This window comes from Latilactobacillus curvatus JCM 1096 = DSM 20019 (genome assembly GCF_004101845.1).
GTDB classification, from domain to species: Bacteria; Bacillota; Bacilli; order Lactobacillales; family Lactobacillaceae; genus Latilactobacillus; species Latilactobacillus curvatus.
Genome location: NZ_CP026116.1, coordinates 243,197 through 258,924, shown reverse-complemented (window position 1 = coordinate 258,924; position 15,728 = coordinate 243,197). Strand labels below are relative to the sequence as shown.

Genomic DNA, 15,728 nt, shown 5'->3' with positions numbered 1-15,728 from the left:
ATTTGTCGACACCGCTTTTCTTAGTTTAAAAAATATTTTCCTAACGCGCTTAATTGCGTAATTGTGATTGTCGGTTGCACCATGATTGGTAATCGATCAACATCAAAATAGGCCGTCGCCACATGGGCGTTAATCCCTGCTTCAATATCTAATGCACGATCACCAATCATCACGGTTTTAGTTTTATCCAGCTGATAACGATCACATAAATTGTTCAAACTATCTGGCGCCGGTTTCCTGGCAAATCCGCTCTGACTCGTAACAATTTCAGTAAAATAATCCGCTAGTCCATGCGCTGCCAAAAATTTTTCTGCAGCATCATCACGATGGGTCAATAAGAAATTCTGACCATGTGCACTAATCTGTTTCAAAATCGCCGCTGCCCCCGGATAAGGTTGTGGCGTCTGTTGTAATTGGTGTTCTAATTCATGATATTCTCGATCCAATTGTTCAAATGAAACATTAGTTTGCTGAGCAAGCATCTGCAGTTCCCGTTTAATTGAAGTCTGCTTAATCGCTTGGTATAAGTGCGATTGATCGACTGCGACTTGATGATCACGGTAAACCTGACTGAGCGCCGTCATCATAACAGGATAAGTATCATACAATGTACCATCGAAATCCCAAATCGCATTTTGATAACTCATTAATTATCCATTCTCCTTTGTATCAAATAGGATAGTGACTGGACCGTCATTGACCAAAGCCACTTGCATATCGGCTCCAAATTCTCCAGTTGCGACGCGAATCCCAGTCGCTGCTAATTTTTGATTAAACTGTTCGTATAAGCGTTTAGCATAGTCCGGTTTCCCAGCCGCAGTAAAGCTTGGGCGATTGCCCTTCTTAGTGCTAGCAAAAAGGGTGAATTGTGACACCGATAAAATGGCACCGTCAACCTGGGCCAACGCCAAATTCATCTTGCCATCTGGGTCTTCAAAAACGCGCAATTGACTAATTTTCTTAACCAAGTAATCTAAATCAGCTTCAGTATCATCATCACAAATACCGACCAATAACAAAAAGCCTTGGTTAATCTTGCCAACAATCGTCTGATCAATCGTGACACTTGCTTGGCTCACTCGCTGTAATACTACTCGCATATTAAGTCGCTCCTATCCTTGAACCCGTTTGACTTCGTAAACATCTGGGATGTTCTTCACGGCTTCCATAATCGTTTCTAAATGATCTGTATTGCGAATGCCGACTGTCACATGAATATCCGCCATCTTATCGTGATCAATCCGCCCCATCACGTTATTTAGCTGTTTCGTATGTGCATTTAAGGACTGTAAGACATCGTTCAATAGTCCACCACGGTTATAGCCGTAGATTTCCAAATTCGCATCATAGAGTTGATCATTCTTAGCGTTGGTATTTTCCCAACTGACTTCAGTCAATCGACTGTTCATATCTGCCCGATCAACGATATTCGGACAATCGCGCCGATGAACAGAAACCCCACGTCCCTTTGTTACATAGCCAACGATATCATCACCAGGGACTGGATTACAGCATTTACTCAAGTGCACTAAGACATTGTCGACACCTTCAATAACAACACCGTCTTCATGTTTGATTGTGATATGGCTACCATTTGCTTTAGGCCCTGGTTGTTGTGAATCCTTCGCTGATAGAATCTCAGCTTCTAATGCTTTTTGTTCACTTTCTTCTTTTGCCCGTCGTTCTTTAATCGTTAAGCGATTGACGACTGACTGTGGTGAGATTTCACCGAACCCAATTGCTGCAAACAGTTCTTCTTCGGCATTAAAATTAAAATGCGGTAGGATGACAGCTATCTCGGCTTTAGTGAGGTGTTCTTTTGGTGTATAACCATCTTCTACCAACAGATGTTCAACAGCCGTCCGTCCTTTTTCGACGTTTTCATCCCGATCTTCTTTTTTAAAGTAGCGCTTAACCTTATTCCGAGCACGCGCGGTGAAAGCGAGCTTAATCCAATCACGACTTGGTGTCGCACTTGTTGACGTCAACATCTCGACAATATCACCATTACGTAATTGATAGTTCAACGGTACAATTTTGCCGTTAATCTTAGCTCCAACAGCGTGGTTCCCGACTTCAGTATGCACTAAATAAGCAAAATCCAGTGGCACTGAACCCTTTGGTAGTTCATAAACATCGCCTTTGGGTGTGAAAACATAAACGCGATCGCTAAAGATATCGCCTTTGACGCTTTCCATAAATTCTGCAGCATCATCGGAAGCATCTTGAATTTCAAGAATTTCACGGAATAAATCGAGTTTACGCCCTGATTCATCCAGCTTAATCTGTTCCTTAACGCCTTCTTTATACGCCCAATGTGCAGCGACCCCATATTCAGCAACATCGTGCATTTCTTGCGTCCGAATTTGCACTTCAAGCGGTTTGCCTTTGGGACCAATCACAGTTGTATGGATCGATTGATACATGTTGGCCTTTGGCATTGCAATGTAGTCTTTAAACCGACCGGGCATCGGTTTCCACTTAGTATGGATTGCTCCTAAAACAGCATAGCAGTCCTTGATTGAGTCAACAACAACCCGAATTGCGAGTAAATCATACAATTCTTCAAATTGTTTATGCTGGTCGCGCATCTTGCGATAAATCGAGTAAAGATGCTTTGGTCGTCCATAAATGTCGTAATTCATATCTAAATCAGCAATTGAGTCTTTAATGTCTTCAATTGCTTCTTGAATATAAGATTCGCGTTGTGTCCGCTTAGAATTCATCAGGTGCACAATCCGATAGTACTGTTGTGGGTTCAAATAACGGAGCGAGATATCTTCCAATTCCCACTTAATCTTACTAATCCCTAACCGGTCAGCCAATGGTGCATAGATTTCTAATGTTTCGTTAGCAATTCGGCGTTGTTTTTCGGGTTTCAAATGTTTCAACGTCCGCATATTATGCAAGCGATCGGCGAGTTTGACCATAATCACCCGCAAGTCTTTAGCCATTGCTAATAACATCTTCCGGTGATTTTCAGCCAGTTGTTCTTGGTGTGATTTATATTTAATTTTTCCTAATTTCGTGACACCATCAACGATTACCGCAACATCTTTGCCAAACATCTCTTCAACATCACCTAACGTGATATTCGTATCTTCGACAACATCGTGTAAGTAACCAGAAGCAACCGTAGCGGGATCCATCTTCAATTCAGCAAGAATCCCTGCAACTTGAATTGGATGAATAATATACGGTTCACCTGATTGGCGAACTTGTTCTTTATGCACATAAGCTGCAAAATCATACGCTTTTTGGACAAAAGCAAGATGCTCAGTATTCATGTACTTCTGACATAACTGTAGCACTTCCTGCTGTGAAATTACTTTTTCTTCTGGCATCCTGCCTCACTCCAATTCCTCTTACTCGATTAAAAATGTACTGAATACAACAAAACTGACTCAACTAATTAACTGTCGAGTCAGTTTGCTTAACGGCGTTCATACGCAGTATTAATTCCTAAGTAACTTAATAAACAATAAATAGGAACGAACCAATAGTTATAATCTGCGTAGCGCACAACCACCATCAATCCAAATAAAATCGGCAGGTACAAAATGTGATACCAAGCTGCATGGGTCTTTTGAACACGATACCCAATCATAAAGGCTGCGCAACCATTGACAGCCATGAATAGCAGTCCAATCCGCCACGTTTTATCGATGTGCAAGACACCAAACACTAGCGGTAAAACGACCGCCAAGAGAATGGCCACTAATAAATAGCGTACCCAATCCATTTTTAAATAACGATTATTCATAAATTTAGTCATGTTGTGCCCCTCTGTAAAAAGATTACATCTATCATACTATAAAGTAGCCAATTCTGTCACATACGAAATCGCACTTAACAGATATAACGGCGCGGTCTCGGCCCGTAAAATCCGTGGTCCTAAACCAGCCATCTTAAAGCCAGCCGCCGCAAGCATCTCAATTTCCTTGGGCGCAACGCCGCCTTCTGGACCAAAAACACAAAGTAATCGATCCCCAGGTTGGGCTGTTTGTAAGCTCTGAACTAATTGGGCATGCTCACCGTCTTTAGCTGACTCTTCGTAAGCCACTAATTTAATCGTCGCTGATTCTTGTGCGACCGCCGTTAAACTGTTGCGCCATTCAATAGTTGGTACATGCGTCCGGTGAGCTTGTTCGGCTGCTTCTTGCGCAATTTTTTGAAGCCGCGCAACTTTCTTAGCTTGTTTTTTATCATCCCAGCGTGCGACTGAGAATTGGCTATTACAGAAAATAAACCGGTGTGCACCCAACTGCGTGCCTTTTTGAACAATCCAGTCTGTTTTGTCACCCTTTGACAAGCCGCATACAATCGTCGTCTCAATCGGTAATTCAACTGATTTTGTAATTGGCGATTGCACCGTAACGGTGACTGTTTTGTCAGTTGCATCCAGTTCAGTTAATTCACCGATGAATGCTTGTTCATCCGGCGTTACCAATTCAACACGATGACCAGGCTGCATCCGCATCACTTTTAGCATATGATGTGCAGTTTCACCCGTTAAGGTCACTTGTTGTTCTACTTGAATTGCTTCATCAATAAAATAACGTTGCATGCCATACTCCTCTTAATCGTCGTCCGTCTTTTGGCGTGTAATCAATGCCACCCAGTCACCCATATGAAGGGCTTCTTGAACAACAAAATCATTCGCCGCTAACGTTTCACGGACAAGTGCTTCTTTATCTGCAATAATGCCGGCCAGTAATAGGTGTCCATTGTCATTCAATAAAGCCTTGGCTTGGGGAATCAAGGGCACGATAATCTCTGCTAAAATATTGGCCACAATCACATCCGCTTTCGTTGTAATCCCGTTCAACAAATCGTTGGGATGGGCATCAATGCCAGCGGTCACTGGGTTGAGGGCAAAATTTTCCTTAGCGGCATCAACCGCAACTTGATCCACATCATAGGCGCGAATATCATTGACTCCTAAATGCGCAGCCGCAATACTCAAAACCCCAGAACCAGTCCCGACGTCAATTAAAGATTCACCGCCGCGTAAAACCATTTCTAACATTTGTACGGATAGATGGGTTGTTGGATGCGTTCCTGTTCCAAAAGCCATCCCCGGATCCATCCGAATCAGTGCTTCGCGTTCATCAGTCGGTTGATAGTCGGTCCAACTTGGCACAACCGTTAAAAAGCGAGTTAGCCGCGTTGGTTGATAATATTTCTTCCAAGCTGTCGCCCAATCATCATCGGCGACTTGTGCCAATGTCACCTTACCAGAACCAATCGCTAACCCAAAGTCAGTCAATTGGGCAACGCGTTGTTCAATCAACGGTAATTTTTCCGGCACAAAAACTGTTTCTGGGAAAAAGGCACTCACTGCAGCACCCGTTTCAAGGTGGGGAATACTGTCTAGATCAATAATTTGATCTGGCTTTGCCTTTAAATGTTCATAATCGGCTGCGTCTTCGATTTGGATTCCTTCCGCACCATTTTCCGTTAAAATATTGGCGATTGCTTCCACTGCTTCGTTAACAGTAGCGACCGTTACTTTTGTCCATTCCATGTAGCATGTCTCCTTCTTAATGCGGGTTGCTTAGTATTTAGGGTAAGCGTAGTATTTTTTCGCTAATTGATCATCTGCTTGAGCGACAGTTGCTTGGAAAACAGTGTCATCCCAGTTTAAGATAAAGGTTTCTTCGTCTGATTCATCATTCACAAAAGCGGCTAATTGATCTTCGCCTTCATCTAATAAGTCTTGTAAATAGTTGAAAAAGCCCCGACCGACTTGTGCGTTTAACCCCTTGCGACCAGCAAATGGAATCACTGCTAAATAATTGTCTGCATATTCAAAGCTGTCCATCTTACTTTCATCGAAGAATAAAATCGCATCTTCATAACTGATTTCATCCGATTCGTTCAATTCACCATTTTGATCTTCAACGGCAATTGCTTGTTCCTTAGTCACGTTTAATGTGAATTCCAATTCAATCGCCCGAGCTTGTTTGTCCCAGTTGATATTCATATCCCCACTAAATTGTAAATCATCTAATTCTGCATCGAAAAATGCTAACATATCCATTTCAGCCATTATATTCACCATATCCTTTTAATTAGTCGTTATTTAAGTCAATTTTAAAGTTGAACGTATTAACATCATACCTGATTATGACTTGAATCTAAAGCAATCATTCAAAAAAGCCCAGAACAAAATGTCCCAGACTTTCAATCGTAATTCTACTTAATGTGCTGCTTGGTTCTGACCCCAATAAATAACGTCCATACTCTGATCGTCATAACGTTGGAACTCAATTCCGAGTGCTGCATCAGATTCTGCCATCACACGACCATATAGCCGCATATCAGCTTCTGGCGTGTTGCCATCTGGGCGAATGGCATGCATCAACATAAACTTAGCCATTTCTGATTGTAGATGGGCTTCAATCGGGGCCAACGGATCAAAAACCATCGTGACAAACCGAATATCACTACTATCGCCATCACCAATTAATTCAACAATCGGAAACCCACCAAAATTTTGTTGTTGTTTTAAATAAGCCAATAACTGGTCAATCTGTTCTTTTGTGAAGGCTGATTTATAAAAGAGGAAATGCCAAGTTTGTCGTTTCATCGTGTCACCCACCCGTTATTTATTACATATAGTATGCCATACTGTCACCAACAACGCGAACTTAGTCTTTTTTTGGTAATTGATTCGATTTTGGTTGGTGATATGCCTTTTTCAAGCCAGCAAATGTCGCTTGAATCTTTTGGTAATGCATTTCATCGTTACGCGCATGCTTCACCAACTGGGTAAAATCGTGGGACTGTAAGTCCTTTTCTGTTTGTTTTTTAAACCACAACATATCATCACTCCTTATGTAATTTTATTATACAACGAAACGTTATCATTGCAGTCTTAAATTTACTTTTAAACCAAATTGCCGTAAACTAACACTATTCATTAAAGGAGTCTATTATGGGAAAGAAGAAAAAGCAAAACGCATTATCCAAAACATTAGTTGAAAAAATTCTAGATAAACAAAAAGTGGCCTACACCCAACTTGAATTCCCAACAGAGGAAGTCCACAACGTTGCCCAAATGAAGGTCGATCATCTCGATATCGATGAACATCTTATTTATAAAACATTGGTGCTCTCTGGTAAGAGTACCGGCCCAATCGTCGGTGTCGTCCCGATTGATTGTCATTTAGACGAAAAAAAATTAAGCCAAATTTCTGGCAACAAAAAAATTGCGATGGTCCCATTAAGGGAGCTCGTGGCCACTACTGGCTACGAACATGGCGCTAACACGCCCGTTGGAATCTGGGAACAATCCCACTATCCGATTTACATTGACCAACAGGCTGAAAAGGAACCATTCATCTATGTCTCATCCGGTAAAATTGGCCGCTCAATTCAGATTAATCCGCAAGACTTACAGCGGGTCACTGAAGCCACCTTTGCTGACATCAGTGAAGCCTAAAAATATGATAAGAGGGGCTAGAACAATTCACTTGTTCTAGCCCCTCTTATTTTTGAGTTTAATCTAAGTATTGGGCCAAATTAGCACCAGAAATGATGACTTGTTCCTTCAGCAAATTTGGTTCTTTAATAATATTATGAACCACCGTTTCGGGTAAAACATCATTTTGTGCGAGCATTTGCAGAGCATCATCTTGCATCACGACTTTTTTAACCATATTATGTATTTTAATCGTTGCAACATATTTTTGCGATTCCCGTTCTTCAACCACTTCGTAGTTGCCGTAATAATGTTTATCTGTCATTAACTCATCCCCTTAAGGTTAATAATATCATATTTCAACAAATAAAACTAAGTAACTTATCCTATAATAAGGGGAAACTGTTAAAAAATACCAAAAAAAAAGCAAAACAATAACTGTTTTGCTTTTTCCATTATAGTAAGGAGAGTACAGGATTTGAACCTGCGCGCCGGTATAAGCCGGTTCGACGGATTTCGAGTCCGTTGCATTACCACTCTGCCAACTCTCCAGAACGTTATTCATTATAACAGACTTCTAAAGAACTGAACAGCGTAAAACGCAAAAAAACCTACGTGCGCCCACATTCTATTCGATCACCACCATCCCATCTTGATCAAATTGCCAGTCCTTTGAGTAAGCGACTTCCCAATAGTAACCATCGGGATCACTGAAATAACCACTATAGCCACCCCACTCGCCCCATTCTGGCGCTTTGATGAGCGTGGCCCCGTTAGCGAGAGCTGTTTTAAATGTTGCATCGACTTCCGCTTGACTATGCGTATTAAAGGCATGGGTCACGCCGTTGAACGTCTTTGGAAATGGATGATTATCTGCGGATAAGCCAATATCGGCTAATAGTGCAGTGTACGGAAACAATTCTAACTTGGTCCCAGTATTATTGAAAAAGACGATTGTCTCAGCATTTTCTAAATTCGGCGCTTGAAAGCCGAGTGCTTGGTAAAACTGCCGTGACACGGTTAAATCCTGAACACCTAAACAAATTAAATGGATACTATTCATCAAATCACCTACTCGTTTTAAATTAACCTGATTGTATCAATCCGAAGCTAATAACGCAATTCTCCCTGTTAATTGGCCAATTATTAAATTTATTGAATCATATTTCTTTTTATAAAAAAATTCGTTATACTTAAAGAATCTTAAATGATAGAGGTTTATTAATATGAAGATTTCTTATCGCAAACTACCGTTTTTATTCAACTTAATTTTCTTAGTTGTAACGGTTTTACAATCTTTGATCATTCTAGTGGTTAACCCCCACGTTACGAAATTCATCCCCACTTATATGGATGCCATGGCGAAAGTATGGTGGTTGTGCATTATTGCTATTATTTTGCATATTGTTGCTTATTTATTATCACTCGATCAGAATTTGATTTTACTGGCATACTTATGTGCAATCGTCGCTTACATCATCTTAATTTTAGTCCCTAATCTATTACTAGTTGCCCTTTTCTTGTTGGTGGTTAGCTTGATCATTTCATTTAAAGTCTATCATTTCCATTATCGAACACCTGCTTAGTCCTCGTCGGAGGGCTATTTTTATGCGCCAACCCACTTAATTTATGGTATAATTAGTTTGAAATTAAAACAAAAGAGGTTCTAGTAATGAAACGATTAACTGCGATTCTATCTTTATTGGTACTTTGTTTACTGCCTTTTGTAAGCCCTTACTTTTTCGATAAAGGCATGCGTTTTTCTAGCAATCATCAAAGAAATCCAATCCGCTTTGAAGTTTGTCGGCATCCAAAGGTCCATCACGCAGTCGATCGTGATGGCAGTGAACAGAAATTAAACGCCTTCAACCACCGCTGCGAACGGTTCTTTAATCAACTCACACTTGCGCCTGAAGCATTCTACGCCGTAGCTGGATTTCTTGGATTTACCGTCTTTATTCTATTATTAGAACCACTACTTGCACTCCTAATGACCCTCAAGAAAGTGCCGCAACCCCAAAAGGCACAATCCCATACTCCGCAGAAGCATCAGATTGCGCCTTATAAGTGGCATTTATTAGATTAGTTTAAGTTCAACTTTTGATAAGTATAATGGCCCTCTTTTAGTGATTGATTCGCATATGGCGTTTCATTGAGCAACGCCACATATTCTTGGGCCCGTTGTTCCGAACTAAATGCCCGGATCATTTTACTTTTATCATAATAAAGTGGGTTTGCTTGATATAAAACAACGTAGATCCATTGATTCATCTGTCATCACCTAACTTTGTAATCCACATAAAGAAAGACCAACTCGTAATGAGTCGGCCTTTTTTAATGTCATCTTAACGACGAGCTTCTTTGATACGAGCTGCCTTACCACGTAATGCGCGTAAGTAGTATAACTTAGCACGACGTACACGGCCATGACGAGTAACTTCGATTTGAGCAACACGTGGTGAGTGTAATGGGAAAGTTCTTTCCACACCCACACCGCTACTAATTTTACGAACTGTGTAAGTTTCACTCACGCCAACACCATGACGTTTGATAACAACACCTTCGAATAATTGGATACGTTCGCGAGTACCTTCGACAACACGCACGTGAACACGTACGTTGTCCCCAGGACGGAAGTCAGGAATATCTGAACGTAATTGAGACTTAGTAATTTCTTGAATTAATGGATTCATTTTGAATCTCTCCTTTTTCCACAGATATTCATTAACGTCTTGCGCCAGCGGAATACCGTTGTTTTATGACTAATCATCACAATTTTTAATTTTAGCATAATTCAACTGAGAATAAAAGCCTTATTTTTCAGCCGCTTCTTGCTTAATTTCTTGTAACCAGTGCAACTGATCCTTGGTCAACGTCATCTTCTCTAGTAAATCTGGACGCCGTTCATATGTCCGTTTCAAGGACATCTTCTCGCGCCACTCGTTAATGAGCTTATGATTTCCGTTCATCAAGACTTCAGGTACCTTTAAACCGCGGTATTCTGGTGGTCGCGTATATTGTGGATGTTCCAATAAGCCGGTCGAAAAAGAATCCGTAACCGCTGATTGTTCATTCCCCAAGACGCCAGGTACAAGCCGCGAAATGGCATCAATCATCACCATTGCGCCCAATTCGCCTCCAGTGACGACGAAATCGCCCAATGAGACTTCATCAGTGACTAGCGTGCGAATCCGTTCATCATAGCCCTCGTAATGCCCACAGATAAAAACCAAGTGGTCTTCTTGAGCAAATTCTTCGGCAACTTTTTGGTTAAACGTTACCCCAGCTGGATCGAGCAAAATAACCCGTTTGTGCCCCGGATTCTTGGCATTCACTTGATCCATCGCCTCAAAAATCGGTTGTGGTCGGAGCAACATCCCCGCACCTCCACCATACGGCGCATCATCAACCGAATTGTGTTTATTGACTGAAAAATCACGGAAATCCGTCACTTCTAAATCAATTAAGTCACGATCAATTGCCTTACCGATAATTGATTGGGATAACCCATTTTGAACCATATCTGGAAATAAACTTAAGACATCAATCTTCATTATCAATCAATCCTTCTGGTACTTCAACGTAGGCTTTACCCGCTTCAATATCAATTTTCTTAACGACTGACTTCAAAAATGGTAAGAGTAAGTCTGAACGGCCGCGGCGCTTGATCACCCAGACATCGTTGGGACCTGGATCGATGATTTCTGAGACTTTCCCATAGCTGGTCCCATCGGCTTCTTCAACCACTTCTAAGCCGATAATATCACCGTAGTAAAACTCATCATCTTCCAGATCATCTTCGCGTTGACTTGCAGCAATCTTTAAATTATGGCCCTTGAACTGTTCAACATCGTTGATATTGCCCATTCCTTCGAACTGTAATAGATAGAATTGCTTGTGTTGGCGCATTGCCGCCACTTTAACATCAACAAGGCCATTGGGCATTTCGACGGCCAGTTGCACGCCTTTTTTAAATCGTGAATCCGTAAAGTCAGTCGTCGCAATGACCCGCACTTCACCACGGATGCCGTGGGTATTGACAATTTTACCAACTTGATAGTATTTTTCTGGCATTTAATTTCTCCTTAATCGACAAAAAACGCCTAAATAAAACATCTCTGCTTCATTTAAACGTTTTTGTTAGGCATCTACAATATTTAAACGGACCCGTTTTTGGTATGGTGCTTTCACACTATAGACAATGGTACGGATGGACTGTGCAACCCGTCCCTGCTTGCCAATGACGCGACCGATATCACTTGGATTAACCTGTAAGTCAAATTCCATAAAACGTTCTGTCTCATGTTCAGTCAATTTGACGTCTTCCGGATGTTCGACAAGTGGCTGAACAATTGCAATAATTAGTTCCTTCACGTCTGTCATAACGAATCCCTACTTTTTAGCGAAGCGTGCTTCGTGATATTTTTGCATAATCCCTTGTTTTGATAAAAGATTACGAACAGTATCAGAAGGTTGTGCGCCTTTTTGTAACCAATCCATGATAACTTCTTCTTCTAACTTCAAGTCAACTGGTTCTGTTAATGGATTGTAGTAACCTACTTGTTGGATAAAGCGACCATCACGTGGTGAACGTGAATCTGCAACAACGATACGGTAGAATGGGCGTTTCTTTGAACCCATACGTTTCATACGAATTTTAACTGACATTAATGCCACCTCCTATTAATTCTTTAACATGTCATAATATACCAAATTTCAAACGCCGTGTAAAGTGTTTTTTCTTTACAGGACAAATTTTTTTAAGATTTAAAACGACGCGCGTTCTTGAGACGTTTCTTCTTGTTTTTCTTTTGTTTTTTCATCATTGAATTCATGGCCATCTTACCCATTTTACCCTTGATACCGTTGCCCATTAAACCTTCCATGCCGTTAAAGTTGCCCTTTGACATTTGGTTCATCATCTTTTTCGATTGATTGAATTGTTTGATCATCCGGTTAACTTCAACGATTGGGCGACCAGCACCAGCCGCTAAACGACGACGGCGACTAGGATTCAATAAGTCAGGATTTTCCCGTTCTTGTGGCGTCATTGATTGAACGATGGCCTTCATATGCGCCATGTCTTTCGGATCCATCTTGATGTTCTTGAGTTGTGGGTTATTGGCCATCCCTGGAATCATCTTCATGATATCTTCCAAAGGTCCCATGCTCTGCAATTGATCCATCTGATCCAAGAAATCGTTAAAATCAAAGCTATTTTCTTTGATCTTTTCAGCCATATCAGCTGCTTTTTGCTCGTCATAATCTTGTTGCGCTTTTTCAATCAAGCTCAACATGTCACCCATCCCAAGGATTCGGCTACTCATCCGATCTGGATAGAAAATGTCGAGTTGATCAAGTTTTTCACCTTGACCAGTGAACTTAATTGGTTTGCCGGTGACTGCACGAATTGAGAGGGCTGCCCCACCACGTGTGTCGCCATCTAACTTGGTTAGAACGACCCCGGTGACATCTAAACGACTGTTAAAGCCTTCAGCAACATCGACAGCGGCTTGCCCAGTCATGGCATCGATCGTTAAGAGGATTTCATTTGGATGGGCTAGCTCATTAATATCAGCCAATTCTTGCATCAAGGCTTCGTCAATTTGTAAACGACCAGCCGTATCAATTAAGACGTAATCGTTCTTTTGTAAGGCCGCTTGTGCTAACCCTTGACGGACGATTTCAACTGGGTTGACATCCGTCCCCATTTCAAAGACTTGTGCGTCAACTTGCTTGCCGACGGTCTTCAATTGTTCAATCGCAGCTGGCCGATAAACATCGGCGGCAATCATCAATGGCCGTGCTTTTTCGTTTTGGATTAAATATTTTGCTAATTTCCCGGCCGTGGTTGTTTTCCCGGCCCCTTGTAACCCAACCATCATAATGATTGTTGGAATATGTGGTGATTTATTCAACGGCACAGCCGTTTCACCCATCATCTTCGTTAATTCTTCATCAACGATTTTTACAATTTGTTGTGCAGGTGATAAGCTATCAAGGACTTCTGCCCCGATGGCGCGTTCCTTGACGACTTTAATAAAGTCTTTAACCACTTTAAAGTTAACGTCGGCTTCTAATAATGCCAGCCGAATTTCGCGCATCGCTTGATTGACGTCTGTTTCGGTAATCTTCCCTTTACGCCGAAGCTTACTCAATGCGCCTTGTAGTCGTTCTGTTAGCCCTTCAAATGCCATTTTTTATCAGTCCTTTAAGTTAATTATTGTTCGGTTAAATTCAGTAAGTCAGCCAACAAGCGCATCAGTTCTTGATCGTCTGGATAGTGCGCTTGAATATACTTTTGTAGCGTATCTGCACTGGCATTTTGCTGTTCATAATTACGGTAAAGATGTAGCTTTTCTTCGTAACCCTCTAAGATTTTTTCAGTCCGGCGAATGTTGTCATAGACCGCTTGCCGACTAACATTGTATTCAGCAGCAATTTCACCGAGGGAAAAATCATCCCCATAATATAAAGAGATATAACTATGTTGTTTTGCCGTTAAAAGTGCGCCATAAAATTCGAACAACGAATTCATGCGTGCGTTTTGTGCGAGTTCCATTTGACGCCTCCTAGACTTAGTTTGACCTAAGTATTAGAGTACCGATTTTAACGGGCTTAGTCAACGTTTTATTGCACGATTTAACTAAAAGTTTGTGCATTAATTATCTTTTCACTGGTATAAACGAAAAATCATGCTAAAATAGAACTGTAAGCTTTTTCATAACTTAAATTGGAATTTCTATGGAGGTTGTATGATGGCAGCAACAATTATCTATTGGGGCGTTATATTCGCATTAATCGGTTGGGGGATTTGGAACTTAATCTTCTCAGTCGTCTATTTAAAGAACAAGGAAAATGGTAATCTTTGGTTCTTCGCCATTTTAAACATCTTAACCTTATTATTCGGGCTATTATTCTGGTGGGTCTTCAACAATCACGCTTGGCAAGAATACTGGTTGGTTAAAGCAACCGCAACCAACAGTCTACTAGGTGGCGTTTTAATCGCCTATATCGTCTTAATTATCGCCCAAGTGATTTTGGGACGCGAACCAAAAGCCAAAACAGCTTAATGCTAAAAAAGAGGATCGACACGTTTGTCGGTCCTCTTTTCTAATGTTGTTTAGCGATTAATCGCGCGATATTTTCACTGACTTGCGTTAAATTAACTTCAGTAGCTTCAATTGCTTTTGCTAATGACATTGCGCCAGGTGTTGTGCAGAAAATACTGTCAATTCCTAATTCATAAAGCACATCAATCCCCGCTCCAATATATCCGGCAATCGCAATCACCGTCGCCTGTGGATTAACTTGTTTAACCGCTTTGGCGACTCCAATTGGCGTCTTACCATATTGTGTCTGAAAATCGATTCCGCCCTCCCCAGTGACGACGATATCCGCATCTCGGACAATCTCAGTTAACCCAGTTTGCGCCACGACCATCTCAACACCAGGTTGAACCTGCGCATCCGTAAACGCCAATAAACCAGCCCCTAAGCCACCAGCAGCACCCGCACCTGGTATTTGCGCAACAGATTTCCCTAAATCACGTTCAATCACCGCAGCAAAGTGCGTTAAATTCCGATCAAGTTGCGCGACCATTGCTGGGGTTGCTCCTTTTTGTGGACCAAACACGGCTGATGCGCCATTCGGGCCGAAAAGCGGATTTGTGACATCTGATGCAATCACAACCTTAACCCTTGATAGTGCCGGTATCATATGCGTCGTATCTATCCGTGCTAAACGCGCAAGCGCCCCACCGCCCAGTGGTAACACCTGTCCGTCAACATCTAACAAACGCACCCCAAGTGCTTGTGCCATTCCAGCACCGCCATCATTGGTCGCACTGCCGCCCAAACCAATCACAATTGTTTGCACACCTTGTGCTAGTGCGGCTGCCATTAACTGACCGGTGCCATAAGTCGTTGTTATCAACGGATTTTGCGTTTGCGCATCAACATACTGAATCCCGCTAGCAGCTGCCATCTCGATCACCGCCGTTTTGCCATCACCCAAGATGCCATATTGTGCTGATACCGTTTGGTCCAATGGATTTTGCACTTGTGCGGTTAAGAACCGGCCATTGGTCGCATCGACAAGCGCTTGGACAGTCCCTTCGCCGCCATCTGCCATTGGCACTTCGACATAGGACGCGCTTGGTAGGCTTTTTTCGAATCCTTTCCGCATTGCACGAGCCGCTTCTTTTGCGGTAACAGCATTTTTAAATGAATCTGGTGCTAACACAATTTTCATCTGTTAATCTCTCTTTCTTCTAAAAAAAGGCTAGAACAAATTATTTGTC

Annotated in this window: 24 protein-coding genes and 1 tRNA gene; 4 read left to right on the top strand and 21 right to left on the bottom strand. The window is 41.7% G+C overall.

The genetic code is table 11. The features are described 5' to 3' along the window. Window positions 1–20 precede the first annotated feature (20 nt). The 9 genes from LCU_RS01455 to LCU_RS09865 form a co-directional block, all read right to left on the bottom strand. A complete protein-coding gene (locus LCU_RS01455) occupies window positions 21–647 on the bottom strand; it encodes an HAD-IA family hydrolase (RefSeq protein ID WP_056965911.1) in 627 nt (208 codons plus the stop codon). A 3-nt stretch (window positions 648–650) separates the two neighbouring features. Then, the gene (dtd, locus tag LCU_RS01450) at window positions 651–1,100 is read right to left on the bottom strand and encodes a D-aminoacyl-tRNA deacylase (RefSeq protein WP_039099315.1); all 450 of its coding nucleotides are present in this window, start codon (window positions 1,098–1,100) and stop codon (window positions 651–653) included. A 12-nt stretch (window positions 1,101–1,112) separates the two neighbouring features. Then, a complete protein-coding gene (locus tag LCU_RS01445; RefSeq protein WP_039099314.1) occupies window positions 1,113–3,344 on the bottom strand; it encodes a RelA/SpoT family protein in 2,232 nt (743 codons plus the stop codon). A gap of 89 nt (window positions 3,345–3,433) precedes the next feature. Next, complete coding sequence (locus tag LCU_RS01440) at window positions 3,434–3,775, bottom strand: hypothetical protein (protein ID WP_004271163.1); 342 nt, start codon at window positions 3,773–3,775, stop codon at window positions 3,434–3,436. Window positions 3,776–3,811: 36 nt separating this feature from the next. Beyond that, on the bottom strand, window positions 3,812–4,567 hold the full coding sequence (locus LCU_RS01435) for a 16S rRNA (uracil(1498)-N(3))-methyltransferase (RefSeq protein WP_004271153.1): 756 nt from the start codon (window positions 4,565–4,567) through the stop codon (window positions 3,812–3,814). Window positions 4,568–4,579: 12 nt separating this feature from the next. Then, window positions 4,580–5,527, bottom strand: a complete 948-nt coding sequence (gene prmA / locus LCU_RS01430; protein ID WP_004271158.1) for a 50S ribosomal protein L11 methyltransferase — start codon at window positions 5,525–5,527, stop codon at window positions 4,580–4,582. 30 nt (window positions 5,528–5,557) lie between these two features. After that, complete coding sequence (locus tag LCU_RS01425) at window positions 5,558–6,052, bottom strand: DUF3013 family protein (RefSeq protein ID WP_235805384.1); 495 nt, start codon at window positions 6,050–6,052, stop codon at window positions 5,558–5,560. Window positions 6,053–6,202: 150 nt separating this feature from the next. Further along, entirely contained in the window at window positions 6,203–6,592 is a 390-nt protein-coding gene (locus LCU_RS01420) for a hypothetical protein (protein WP_035186983.1), read from the bottom strand. Between the two features lie 61 nt (window positions 6,593–6,653). After that, window positions 6,654–6,827 (bottom strand): hypothetical protein, encoded by a 174-nt coding sequence (locus tag LCU_RS09865; RefSeq protein ID WP_004271151.1) that lies wholly within the window; start codon window positions 6,825–6,827, stop codon window positions 6,654–6,656. 113 nt (window positions 6,828–6,940) lie between these two features. Between LCU_RS09865 and ybaK the strand changes: the two genes are divergently transcribed. Further along, window positions 6,941–7,447 carry a Cys-tRNA(Pro) deacylase gene (gene ybaK, locus LCU_RS01415; protein ID WP_039099310.1) on the top strand — a complete coding sequence of 169 codons (507 nt, stop codon included), beginning with the start codon at window positions 6,941–6,943 and terminating at the stop codon, window positions 7,445–7,447. 58 nt (window positions 7,448–7,505) lie between these two features. Here the strand turns inward: ybaK and LCU_RS01410 are convergent, their stop codons facing one another. The 3 genes from LCU_RS01410 to LCU_RS01400 all read right to left on the bottom strand — a co-directional run bounded on the left by LCU_RS01410 (window position 7,506) and on the right by LCU_RS01400 (window position 8,489). After that, window positions 7,506–7,751 (bottom strand): hypothetical protein, encoded by a 246-nt coding sequence (locus tag LCU_RS01410; RefSeq protein ID WP_004271157.1) that lies wholly within the window; start codon window positions 7,749–7,751, stop codon window positions 7,506–7,508. A 138-nt stretch (window positions 7,752–7,889) separates the two neighbouring features. Beyond that, window positions 7,890–7,977 (bottom strand) — tRNA-Ser (locus LCU_RS01405). A 77-nt stretch (window positions 7,978–8,054) separates the two neighbouring features. Continuing rightward, entirely contained in the window at window positions 8,055–8,489 is a 435-nt protein-coding gene (locus LCU_RS01400) for a VOC family protein (RefSeq protein WP_054644080.1), read from the bottom strand. Window positions 8,490–8,652: 163 nt separating this feature from the next. Between LCU_RS01400 and LCU_RS01395 the strand changes: the two genes are divergently transcribed. Then, the gene (locus LCU_RS01395) at window positions 8,653–9,012 is read left to right on the top strand and encodes a hypothetical protein (protein WP_039099308.1); all 360 of its coding nucleotides are present in this window, start codon (window positions 8,653–8,655) and stop codon (window positions 9,010–9,012) included. Between the two features lie 86 nt (window positions 9,013–9,098). Further along, window positions 9,099–9,512 (top strand): hypothetical protein, encoded by a 414-nt coding sequence (locus tag LCU_RS01390; protein ID WP_054644079.1) that lies wholly within the window; start codon window positions 9,099–9,101, stop codon window positions 9,510–9,512. On the opposite strand, the gene LCU_RS01385 is transcribed toward LCU_RS01390, so the two are convergent. The 8 genes from LCU_RS01385 to LCU_RS01350 all read right to left on the bottom strand — a co-directional run bounded on the left by LCU_RS01385 (window position 9,509) and on the right by LCU_RS01350 (window position 13,988). Continuing rightward, entirely contained in the window at window positions 9,509–9,697 is a 189-nt protein-coding gene (locus LCU_RS01385) for a hypothetical protein (protein WP_004265465.1), read from the bottom strand. The genes LCU_RS01390 and LCU_RS01385 overlap by 4 nt on opposite strands. 74 nt (window positions 9,698–9,771) lie before the next feature. Further along, the gene (gene rplS / locus LCU_RS01380) at window positions 9,772–10,119 is read right to left on the bottom strand and encodes a 50S ribosomal protein L19 (RefSeq protein WP_004265472.1); all 348 of its coding nucleotides are present in this window, start codon (window positions 10,117–10,119) and stop codon (window positions 9,772–9,774) included. A gap of 120 nt (window positions 10,120–10,239) precedes the next feature. After that, window positions 10,240–10,980 carry a tRNA (guanosine(37)-N1)-methyltransferase TrmD gene (trmD, locus tag LCU_RS01375; protein ID WP_039099307.1) on the bottom strand — a complete coding sequence of 247 codons (741 nt, stop codon included), beginning with the start codon at window positions 10,978–10,980 and terminating at the stop codon, window positions 10,240–10,242. Next, window positions 10,970–11,500, bottom strand: coding sequence for a ribosome maturation factor RimM (gene rimM / locus LCU_RS01370; protein WP_039099306.1), 531 nt, complete (start codon window positions 11,498–11,500; stop codon window positions 10,970–10,972). Before rimM ends, trmD begins: the two co-directional genes overlap by 11 nt. Before the next feature lie 66 nt (window positions 11,501–11,566). Further along, on the bottom strand, window positions 11,567–11,809 hold the full coding sequence (locus LCU_RS01365) for a KH domain-containing protein (RefSeq protein WP_004265493.1): 243 nt from the start codon (window positions 11,807–11,809) through the stop codon (window positions 11,567–11,569). Window positions 11,810–11,818: 9 nt separating this feature from the next. After that, complete coding sequence (gene rpsP, locus LCU_RS01360; protein WP_011374423.1) at window positions 11,819–12,094, bottom strand: 30S ribosomal protein S16; 276 nt, start codon at window positions 12,092–12,094, stop codon at window positions 11,819–11,821. A gap of 92 nt (window positions 12,095–12,186) precedes the next feature. Next, the gene (ffh, locus tag LCU_RS01355) at window positions 12,187–13,623 is read right to left on the bottom strand and encodes a signal recognition particle protein (protein ID WP_004265554.1); all 1,437 of its coding nucleotides are present in this window, start codon (window positions 13,621–13,623) and stop codon (window positions 12,187–12,189) included. Between the two features lie 23 nt (window positions 13,624–13,646). Then, window positions 13,647–13,988, bottom strand: a complete 342-nt coding sequence (locus tag LCU_RS01350; RefSeq protein ID WP_004265612.1) for a putative DNA-binding protein — start codon at window positions 13,986–13,988, stop codon at window positions 13,647–13,649. Between the two features lie 196 nt (window positions 13,989–14,184). On the opposite strand from LCU_RS01350, the gene LCU_RS01345 reads away from it, so the two are divergent. Then, window positions 14,185–14,499 carry a hypothetical protein gene (locus LCU_RS01345; RefSeq protein WP_054644078.1) on the top strand — a complete coding sequence of 105 codons (315 nt, stop codon included), beginning with the start codon at window positions 14,185–14,187 and terminating at the stop codon, window positions 14,497–14,499. Between the two features lie 40 nt (window positions 14,500–14,539). Here the strand turns inward: LCU_RS01345 and LCU_RS01340 are convergent, their stop codons facing one another. Continuing rightward, window positions 14,540–15,679, bottom strand: a complete 1,140-nt coding sequence (locus LCU_RS01340) for a glycerate kinase (protein ID WP_056965915.1) — start codon at window positions 15,677–15,679, stop codon at window positions 14,540–14,542. Window positions 15,680–15,728: the final 49 nt, after the last annotated feature.

What these genes read in the sequence shown, in the direction of transcription:
- LCU_RS01455 (WP_056965911.1), bottom strand. Translation starts at nt 647, where the DNA reads ATGAGTTATCAAAATGCGATTTGGGATTTCGATGGTACATTGTATGAT.
- dtd (WP_039099315.1), bottom strand. Translation starts at nt 1,100, where the DNA reads ATGCGAGTAGTATTACAGCGAGTGAGCCAAGCAAGTGTCACGATTGAT.
- LCU_RS01445 (WP_039099314.1), bottom strand. Translation starts at nt 3,344, where the DNA reads ATGCCAGAAGAAAAAGTAATTTCACAGCAGGAAGTGCTACAGTTATGT.
- LCU_RS01440 (WP_004271163.1), bottom strand. Translation starts at nt 3,775, where the DNA reads ATGACTAAATTTATGAATAATCGTTATTTAAAAATGGATTGGGTACGC.
- LCU_RS01435 (WP_004271153.1), bottom strand. Translation starts at nt 4,567, where the DNA reads ATGCAACGTTATTTTATTGATGAAGCAATTCAAGTAGAACAACAAGTG.
- prmA (WP_004271158.1), bottom strand. Translation starts at nt 5,527, where the DNA reads ATGGAATGGACAAAAGTAACGGTCGCTACTGTTAACGAAGCAGTGGAA.
- LCU_RS01425 (WP_235805384.1), bottom strand. Translation starts at nt 6,052, where the DNA reads ATGGCTGAAATGGATATGTTAGCATTTTTCGATGCAGAATTAGATGAT.
- LCU_RS01420 (WP_035186983.1), bottom strand. Translation starts at nt 6,592, where the DNA reads ATGAAACGACAAACTTGGCATTTCCTCTTTTATAAATCAGCCTTCACA.
- LCU_RS09865 (WP_004271151.1), bottom strand. Translation starts at nt 6,827, where the DNA reads ATGTTGTGGTTTAAAAAACAAACAGAAAAGGACTTACAGTCCCACGAT.
- ybaK (WP_039099310.1), top strand. Translation starts at nt 6,941, where the DNA reads ATGGGAAAGAAGAAAAAGCAAAACGCATTATCCAAAACATTAGTTGAA.
- LCU_RS01410 (WP_004271157.1), bottom strand. Translation starts at nt 7,751, where the DNA reads ATGACAGATAAACATTATTACGGCAACTACGAAGTGGTTGAAGAACGG.
- LCU_RS01400 (WP_054644080.1), bottom strand. Translation starts at nt 8,489, where the DNA reads ATGAATAGTATCCATTTAATTTGTTTAGGTGTTCAGGATTTAACCGTG.
- LCU_RS01395 (WP_039099308.1), top strand. Translation starts at nt 8,653, where the DNA reads ATGAAGATTTCTTATCGCAAACTACCGTTTTTATTCAACTTAATTTTC.
- LCU_RS01390 (WP_054644079.1), top strand. Translation starts at nt 9,099, where the DNA reads ATGAAACGATTAACTGCGATTCTATCTTTATTGGTACTTTGTTTACTG.
- LCU_RS01385 (WP_004265465.1), bottom strand. Translation starts at nt 9,697, where the DNA reads ATGAATCAATGGATCTACGTTGTTTTATATCAAGCAAACCCACTTTAT.
- rplS (WP_004265472.1), bottom strand. Translation starts at nt 10,119, where the DNA reads ATGAATCCATTAATTCAAGAAATTACTAAGTCTCAATTACGTTCAGAT.
- trmD (WP_039099307.1), bottom strand. Translation starts at nt 10,980, where the DNA reads ATGAAGATTGATGTCTTAAGTTTATTTCCAGATATGGTTCAAAATGGG.
- rimM (WP_039099306.1), bottom strand. Translation starts at nt 11,500, where the DNA reads ATGCCAGAAAAATACTATCAAGTTGGTAAAATTGTCAATACCCACGGC.
- LCU_RS01365 (WP_004265493.1), bottom strand. Translation starts at nt 11,809, where the DNA reads ATGACAGACGTGAAGGAACTAATTATTGCAATTGTTCAGCCACTTGTC.
- rpsP (WP_011374423.1), bottom strand. Translation starts at nt 12,094, where the DNA reads ATGTCAGTTAAAATTCGTATGAAACGTATGGGTTCAAAGAAACGCCCA.
- ffh (WP_004265554.1), bottom strand. Translation starts at nt 13,623, where the DNA reads ATGGCATTTGAAGGGCTAACAGAACGACTACAAGGCGCATTGAGTAAG.
- LCU_RS01350 (WP_004265612.1), bottom strand. Translation starts at nt 13,988, where the DNA reads ATGGAACTCGCACAAAACGCACGCATGAATTCGTTGTTCGAATTTTAT.
- LCU_RS01345 (WP_054644078.1), top strand. Translation starts at nt 14,185, where the DNA reads ATGGCAGCAACAATTATCTATTGGGGCGTTATATTCGCATTAATCGGT.
- LCU_RS01340 (WP_056965915.1), bottom strand. Translation starts at nt 15,679, where the DNA reads ATGAAAATTGTGTTAGCACCAGATTCATTTAAAAATGCTGTTACCGCA.